Genomic DNA, 7676 nt, shown 5'->3' on the forward strand with positions numbered 1-7676 from the left:
CGCTCCGGCCGCCAGTCGCTACACGCGCGAGCCTCAGCTTGCCTCGACCGGAAGCACCAGCACGCCGGGCGGCACGTCGCAGGCCTTCGCGCCCGGAAGCGATGTCTCGGGCGTTTGGTGGACACTCTTCCGCTCGCGCAAGCTCACGGGATTCGTCGATGAGGCGGTTCGCAACCATCCGGACGTCCAGTCCGCCGAATTCGCACTGCGAGCCGCCCGCGAGAACGCGCTCGCCGAGCAGGGAGCCTTGTTTCCGCAGGTGAGCGGAAGCGGATCGGCGGCGCGCGAGCAGGGGCCGCAATACAAGCTCTTCAACACCTCCGTCAGCGTGTCCTATGCGCTCGATCTCTGGGGCGGCACGCGCCGCCAGGTCGAGGCGCTCGAGGCTCAGGCGGACTACCAGGCGTTCAAGCTGGAGGCGACTTATCTGGCGCTGACCGCCAACGTCATCACCGCCGCGATCACCGACGCCTCGCTGCGCGACCAGATTTCCGCGACCGAGGACATCGTCAAGGCCGAGACGGATCAGCTCGCGCGCATCCAGCACCAGTTCGAGATCGGCGCCGTCTCCAGGTCGGACGTGCTGGCGCAGGAATCGACCCTCGCGCAGGCCAAGGCGACGCTGCCTCCGCTCCAGAAACAATTGGCGCAGCAGCGCAATCAACTGATGGCCTATCTCGGGCGGCTGCCGAGCGAGGATCGCGGCGAGCATGTGACCCTCGCTGAGCTGCGACTGCCTGGACGCCTGCCGGTGTCGTTGCCCTCGGAGCTGGTGCGGCAGCGACCGGACATCCGCCAGGCCGAAGCGACGCTGCATCAGGCCACTGCGACCGTCGGGGTCGGCGTCGCGAATCTCCTGCCGCAGGTCACGCTGTCGGGCAGCTACGGCGCCAGCGGGGCGGGCAAGCTGTTTTCGCCAGGCACGATCGCCTGGGATGCGACGTCCGGCATCACGCAGAAGCTGATCGACGGCGGCACGCTCTATCACACCAAGGAGGCCGACGTTGCGCTCTTCGAGCAGGACATGGCGGCCTACAAGAGCACGGTGCTGTCGGCGTTCCAGAACGTCGCCGATTCGCTGCGGGCGATTCAGTACGACGCGGCGACGCTGAAGGCGCAGGCGGAAGCCGAGAAGGCCGCATCCGACAGCCTGTCCATGTCGATCGAGCAGTTCAAGACCGGTGCGGTGCCCTATGCCAACGTCATCACCGCCCAGCAATCCTATCTCAACGCGCGTATCGCGCGCATCAAGGCGCAGGCCGCGCGCTTCTCGGACACCGCGGCGCTGTTCCAGGCGCTCGGCGGCGGCTGGTGGAACAGGGCCGATCTGACCGCCGCTGCCTCGCCCCGCGTCAATCCCGGCTATTTCGCCGGCCCCAACCGCTCAACCCAGGAAGCTGCGCGATGACCAGGCGCATGACGATCATGCTGGCCGTGATGGCCGTTCTGTTCGGTGGCCTCTACGGCTTCCAGACCTTCAAGGACATGATGATCCGGAAGGCGATCGGCGCCATGGCGAATCCGCCGCAGACCGTCTCCACCATGGTTGCAGCCACCGCGCCGTGGCGATCGACGCTCTCGTCGGTCGGCTCGCTGCGCGCCGTGAACGGCGCCGATCTCGCGCTCCAGGCTTCTGGGATCGTGCAGCGCATCCAGTTCTCCTCTGGCGACGAGGTGGCCGAGGGGCAGCCCTTGCTCCGGCTCGTGGCGACCGACGACGTCGCCAAACTGGAGTCGCTCCAGGCGACCGCCGAGAACTACGCGATCGTGCTCAAGCGCGACGAGGAGCAGATCAAGTTCAACGCGGTCAGCCAGGCCACACTCGACAGCGACAGGGCCAATCTGAAGAACGCCAGGGCCCTGGTCGAGCAGCAGAAGGCGATCGTCGAGCAGAAGACGCTCAAGGCGCCGTTCGCCGGCAGGCTCGGCATCCGCGCCGTCGACATCGGCCAGTTCCTGAGTGCGGGCACCACCATCGTCACCCTTCAGAGCCTCGATCCGATCTACGTCGACTTCTATCTGCCGCAGCAGGCGCTGGCCTCGGTCAGCATCGGGCAGGACGTCACCGCGACGGTCGATGCCTTTCCCGGCGAACGTTTTGCCGGTCGTGTCTCGGCGATCAATGCCAAGGTCGACAGCGGCAGCCGCAACATTCAGGTCCGCGCGACGATCGCAAACAACCCCGCGCGATTGCTGCCCGGCATGTTCGCCAGGGCCGAGATCGACATCGGCAAGGCCGAAGACATCGTCACCGTCCCGCTCACCGCGATCGTCAACAATGCCTACGGCGACCTCGTCTATGTCGTCGACAATCTTCACGACGGGCAGGGCGCGGCGCGGCAGATCTTCGTCAAGACCCGGCCGGCAAAGGGCGACCGCATCGCCGTCACCGACGGGATCAAGGCCGGCGAGAGCGTGGTGATCGCGGGCCAGATCAAGCTTCGCAACGGCAGTCCGGTCAAGATCGACAATTCCCACGTGCCGCTGGCCGAGGCGGCGCCGACCGTCGTCGACCAGTAAACGACGCGCCAGCCGAGAGCCGATACGATGCGTTTCACGGACATCTTCATCCGCCGCCCGGTGCTGGCTATCGTGGTCAGCGCGCTGATCCTGGTCCTCGGATTGCGGTCGATGACCTCGCTGTCGATCCTGCAATATCCGCGGACCCAGAACGCCATCGTCACGGTGACGACGGCCTATGCCGGCGCGGATTCCGATATCATCGCCGGCTTCATCACGACGCCGCTGGAGAACGCCATCGCCCAGGCGAACGGCATCGATTACATGAATTCCAGCAGCATCACCGGCACCAGCACCATCACGGTGAACTTGCGGCTGAACTACGATTCCGGCAAGGCGATGACGGAGATCAATGCCAAGGTCAATTCCGTCCTCAACCAGCTTCCGACCGGCTCCCAGCAGCCGACGCTGGCGCTCAAGGTCGGCCAGACCATCGACGCGATGTATATCGGCTTTGCCAGCGACGTGCTGGCCCCCAACCAGATCACCGACTACCTCGCGCGCGTCGTGCAGCCGCGTTTGCAGTCCGTGGCGGGCGTGCAGACCGCGGAGCTGCTCGGCGGCAAGAAGTTCGCGTTGCGTGCCTGGCTCGACGCCGACAAGCTCGCCGGCTACGGGTTGACGGCCACCGATGTCTCCACCGCGCTGTCAGGCAACGACTACATCGCCGGGCTCGGTGCGACGCGGGGACGGCTGGTGCAGGTCGACCTTTCGGCCACGACCAACCTTCATTCGCTGGAGCAGTACCGCAACCTCGTCGTCAAGCAGGTCAATGGCGCCATCATCCGCCTGAAGGACGTCGCGAACGTGACGCTCGGCAACGACGACTACGACAGCTCGGCCAAGTTCAACGGCAAGACCGCCGTCTATCTCGGCATCCAGGTCGCGCCGACCGCCAACCTGCTCGACGTCATCAAGGGGGTGAAGGCGGCCCTTCCGGACATCAACGCGAACCTGCCGAACGGCATCGTCAGCGAAATTCTCTACGATTCGACCGCGTTCGTGAACAGCTCGATCGACGAGGTCGTCCACTCCCTGGTCGAGGCGGTCCTCATCGTGACGATCGTCGTCTTCCTCTTCCTCGGCTCGTGGCGGTCGGTCCTGATTCCTGTGATCGCGATCCCGCTGTCGCTGATCGGCACCTTCGCCCTGATGTTGCTGATGGGCTTTTCGATCAACCTGCTGACGCTGCTGGCGCTCGTGCTCGCGATCGGGCTTGTCGTCGACGATGCCATCATCGTGGTCGAAAGCGTGCATCGCCTGATCGACCAGGGGGAGACGCCGATCGAAGCCGCGATCCAGTCGGCGCGCGCGCTCGCCAGCCCCATCCTTGCGATGACCGTGGTCCTGATCGCCGTGTACGTGCCCGTCGGCTTCCAGGGCGGCCTCACCGGCGCGCTGTTCACGGAATTCGCCTTTACGCTCGCTGGCGCCGTGACGGTGTCGGCAGTCATTGCACTGACACTGTCGCCGATGAACTGCGCCTGGCTGCTGCGACGGACGGAGCGGGATGCCACGAATTGGGAAGCGCGCCTGGTACGCCGGATCGACCATACGCTGGAGCGGCTGACCGCCGCCTATCGCCGCGGGCTCGAATCCGTCTTCGAAACCAAATCCGTGGTGGTGGTGTTCGCGCTGTTGCTGCTCGCGGGCATTCCCTGGCTGTATGTGAATTCCCAGAGCGAGCTCGCGCCCGACGAGGATCAGGGCGTGGTGCTGACGCTGACCAATTCGGCGCCTTCGGCAACGGCCGAGCAACGCCAGTTCTATGGTCAGCAGCTCTACGATCTCATCGCCAAGCGGCCCGAGACCGCGGTGGTCTTCCAGATCGACACGCCCTCGCAGGCGATCGGCGGCTGGGTGCTCAAGCCTTGGGACAAGCGGACCGCGACGACCAAGACTCTGCAGCCGGAATTGCAGAACTTGCTCAACGACATTGCTGGCACGCGCTCGGTGGCCTTCCAGCCGTCGCCGCTGCCGGGCAGCAACGGTCTACCGATCCAGTTCGTGATCGGCACGACGGGCTCGTTCAACGAGCTGGACGAGGTCGCCCGCAACTTCATGGCCGAGGCGCTCAAGACCGGACAGTTCATCTTCCTGGACAACGACCTCAAGGTTGACAAGCCGAAGAGCACCGTGGTGTTCGATCGCGACAAGGCCGGCGATCTCGGATTGAAGATGAGCGATCTCGGCGGCGCGCTGGCCACCATGCTGGGCGGCAACTACGTGGAGTATTTCAGCCTGGACGGCCGCTCCTACAAGGTGATCCCGCAGGTCCGGCAGAACGACCGCCTCACGACCGAGCAATTGCTGAGCTACCAGATCCGCACCAGCAACAACACGATGGTGCCGCTGGCAACTGTTGCCCACCTCGACAACAAGGCCGTTCCGCAGACGCTCAACCATTTCCAGCAGATCAACGCCGCGACAATTTCCGGCGTCGCCATGCCGGGGGTGGCGATGGGCGACGCGCTGGCGACCTTGAAGAGCCTCGCGAAATCCCTTCCGGCCGGCTACTCGGTCGACTTCGCCGGCGCCTCCCGTCAGCTGGAGCTGGAGTCCGGCGGCTTCATCGCCACGTTCCTGTTCGCGCTGATCATCATCTATCTTGCGCTCGCCGCTCTCTTCAACAGCTTCATGGATCCCGTCATCATCCTGATCTCGGTGCCGATGTCGCTCGCCGGCGCGCTGATCTTCATCAGCGTCGGCCTCGGTGGCGCCAGCATCAACATCTACACCCAGGTCGGTCTCGTCACGCTGATGGGGCTCGTCAGCAAGCATGGCATCCTGATGGTGGAGGTGGCGAACGAGCTGCGCGCGGAGGGAAAGAACCGCAGCGAGGCCATCATCGAGGCGGCAACGATCAGGCTTCGGCCGATTCTGATGACGACGGCGGCGATGGTGCTCGGCGTCCTGCCACTGGTCACGGCGAGCGGCGCGGGCGCGGTGTCCCGCTACAATATGGGACTCGTGATCGCTACCGGCTTGTCGATCGGGACGCTGTTCACGCTGTTCGTGGTGCCGGTCGCCTACGCCCTGATTGCCCACCGCGGCGTCACCAGTGCCGCCGGGGAGTTGAGCTGAGCTTGCAGCTCAGGCGCCGGGCGGCGCTGCGATGGTCTGGTGCACGGGTGATCGGCGCGCTTTCCAATGACAGGACAAACGGCAAGCCGATGACCACCCCGAGCATCCTCATCGTGGAAGACGACCAGGAGACAGGGAGCTTGATCGCGCGTTATTTGCGCGGGCATTCCTTCTCGGTCGATCTGGTGCCGGATGGCCGCGCGATGGATCGCCATATGACGCAGAACCGCGTCGACCTGATCGTGCTCGATATCACGCTGCCGGGAGAGGATGGTCTCAGTCTGTGCCGGCGTCTGCGTGTCGTTCATCCGACACCGATCATCTTCCTCACCGCTAAGAGCGACGAGATCGACCGGATCGTCGGCCTCGAAATGGGAGCTGATGACTACATCGTCAAGCCATTCAATCCGCGCGAGCTGGTTGCGCGCATCAATGCGGTCCTAAGACGCCGGCCAACGGCCACGGTGGGATCGTCAGGAGGCACCACAAAGCGGTTGACGTTCGACGGCTGGCTGATCGACTTGCGGCTGCGCGAGCTGCGTGATCCCGGCGGAGCGAAAATTGCGCTCACGAGCGCCGAGTTCGAGCTTCTCCAGGTGCTTTGTGAACGCCATGGCCGGGTCCTGAGCCGGGAAAACCTCCTGGGCATGACCGGACGTCTGGGCGGCCCGTTCCAGCGCAGCGTCGATGTGCTCGTCAGCCGGCTGCGCGGCAAGCTTGATCGCGTCGAGGGCGTCTCGATGATCCGGACAGTGCGGGCAGGCGGCTACGTTTTTGTGCCCAAGGTGAATGATGCGTGACCTGGTCGGCAAGTCCGCCTTCCCTGGTCACGGTGGAGATCGGCTGTCCGGCTAGTCCGAGGCAATCCAGTTACGCAGCCCGTCGGCCGTACGGAACCCGTCGGCAGCGTAGCAGCGGATCGATGGCAGGAAGCCCTGCATCATCTCGGCAAGCGCGTGACCTGGACCGAGGTCCAGCACGCGGTCGACGCCTTGCTCCGCAAGAGCCTCAAGCGTCGCGGCCCAGTCGATCGGGCGTGCGACCTGGCAGGCGAGCTTTGCCATCGCATCGGACACGGAGAAGATGCGTTCACCGCCATCTCCGGCGAGGAGGATCCGCTGATGCGCGACAGACGCATGGCGGCTCGCCTCCAGCGCCTGTTTCAGAGGCTCACAGGCCTGTTGCAGCCGTGACGTATGCGAGGCGATCTTGACGGCGAGAATACCGGCGCGTGCGGCGCCCAGCGTCGACGCCTCTTGCAAGAGATTGACGACATCCTGCTCCGTGCCGCCGACCACGAAAAGAAGGTCGGGATTCCTGATCGCGATCTCGCAGCGATGCTTCTCGAGCAGCTCTTCGAGCGTGGTCCGATCGAGCCCGCGGACATAGCCGAGCCGTCCATCCGGTTCGGCCACGCCGTCCATCAGCCGTGCGCGAACATCGGTCAGTCGCAAGGTCTCGTCGGCGGTCCATATTCCCGCAAGGCTCCAGGCCGCCATCTCGCCGACGCTGTAGCCGGTGACGGCGGTCGCTTCAGTCAACAGGTCGGCGATGCAGGCGTGGATCGCAAGCGCCGATGTGACGGTCAGGATCTGGCTGGCATGGTTGGCGGACAATTCGTCCGCGTCCCGCGTCCTGACGAAGTCCCGCGGATCTTCGCCGAGAAGAGAGGTCGCCGCGGTGAAAATCGACTCCGCTGCGGGCTGGTCCGCGACAAGATCGAAGATCTTGTCCGAGAGCGTCCCTTGTCCGCCGCAGAGCAGTGCTAGCATCGTGGTTCTATCCGATCGACGAACAGGGCCATCGCCAGCAGGTCGGCGGAGCCGCCAGGACTGAGATTGTGGACCACGAAGGCCTGATGAATCTCGGCCGCACGCCCGCGCCATCCCGGCGATCCGACGCCGCCGGCGGCAAGGAAGGCAGAGGCGCTGGCTTGCGCGAAGCGCAATCCCTCCGCGCCGCCCCGATGCAGGAGATTGGTGTCGGTGACGTCAGCGATCAACTTCATGCAGGTCTGCACGCGAACGGCTTCCTCGTCGTGGGGCGCAAGCTGGCGCGCCGCATGCAGCGCG

Annotated in this window: 6 protein-coding genes; 4 read left to right on the forward strand and 2 right to left on the reverse strand. The window is 65.0% G+C overall.

From position 1 onward, the window contains the following. The 4 genes from MOV75_RS20220 to MOV75_RS20235 all read left to right on the forward strand — a co-directional run. Positions 1–1408, forward strand: a 1408-nt coding sequence (locus MOV75_RS20220; RefSeq protein WP_247006462.1) for an efflux transporter outer membrane subunit, incomplete at its 5' end; no start/stop codon positions are given. Then, positions 1405–2520, forward strand: a complete 1116-nt coding sequence (locus tag MOV75_RS20225; protein ID WP_247006463.1) for an efflux RND transporter periplasmic adaptor subunit — start codon at positions 1405–1407, stop codon at positions 2518–2520. The genes MOV75_RS20220 and MOV75_RS20225, both read left to right, overlap by 4 nt. A gap of 27 nt (positions 2521–2547) precedes the next feature. Continuing rightward, positions 2548–5604 carry an efflux RND transporter permease subunit gene (locus MOV75_RS20230; RefSeq protein WP_247006464.1) on the forward strand — a complete coding sequence of 1019 codons (3057 nt, stop codon included), beginning with the start codon at positions 2548–2550 and terminating at the stop codon, positions 5602–5604. An 89-nt stretch (positions 5605–5693) separates the two neighbouring features. Then, positions 5694–6404, forward strand: a complete 711-nt coding sequence (locus MOV75_RS20235; protein ID WP_247006469.1) for a response regulator — start codon at positions 5694–5696, stop codon at positions 6402–6404. A gap of 51 nt (positions 6405–6455) precedes the next feature. Here MOV75_RS20235 and MOV75_RS20240 read toward each other — a convergent pair whose 3' ends face one another. After that, on the reverse strand, positions 6456–7376 hold the full coding sequence (locus MOV75_RS20240; RefSeq protein WP_247006465.1) for an acyltransferase domain-containing protein: 921 nt from the start codon (positions 7374–7376) through the stop codon (positions 6456–6458). Further along, positions 7370–7676, reverse strand: a 307-nt coding sequence (locus tag MOV75_RS20245) for a triphosphoribosyl-dephospho-CoA synthase (RefSeq protein ID WP_247006467.1), incomplete at its 5' end; no start/stop codon positions are given. The genes MOV75_RS20245 and MOV75_RS20240, both read right to left, overlap by 7 nt.

Source organism: Bradyrhizobium sp. PRIMUS42 (assembly GCF_023006515.1).
Classification (GTDB): domain Bacteria; phylum Pseudomonadota; class Alphaproteobacteria; order Rhizobiales; family Xanthobacteraceae; genus Bradyrhizobium.

What these genes read in the sequence shown, in the direction of transcription:
- MOV75_RS20225 (WP_247006463.1), top strand. Translation starts at nt 1,405, where the DNA reads ATGACCAGGCGCATGACGATCATGCTGGCCGTGATGGCCGTTCTGTTC.
- MOV75_RS20230 (WP_247006464.1), top strand. Translation starts at nt 2,548, where the DNA reads ATGCGTTTCACGGACATCTTCATCCGCCGCCCGGTGCTGGCTATCGTG.
- MOV75_RS20235 (WP_247006469.1), top strand. Translation starts at nt 5,694, where the DNA reads ATGACCACCCCGAGCATCCTCATCGTGGAAGACGACCAGGAGACAGGG.
- MOV75_RS20240 (WP_247006465.1), bottom strand. Translation starts at nt 7,376, where the DNA reads ATGCTAGCACTGCTCTGCGGCGGACAAGGGACGCTCTCGGACAAGATC.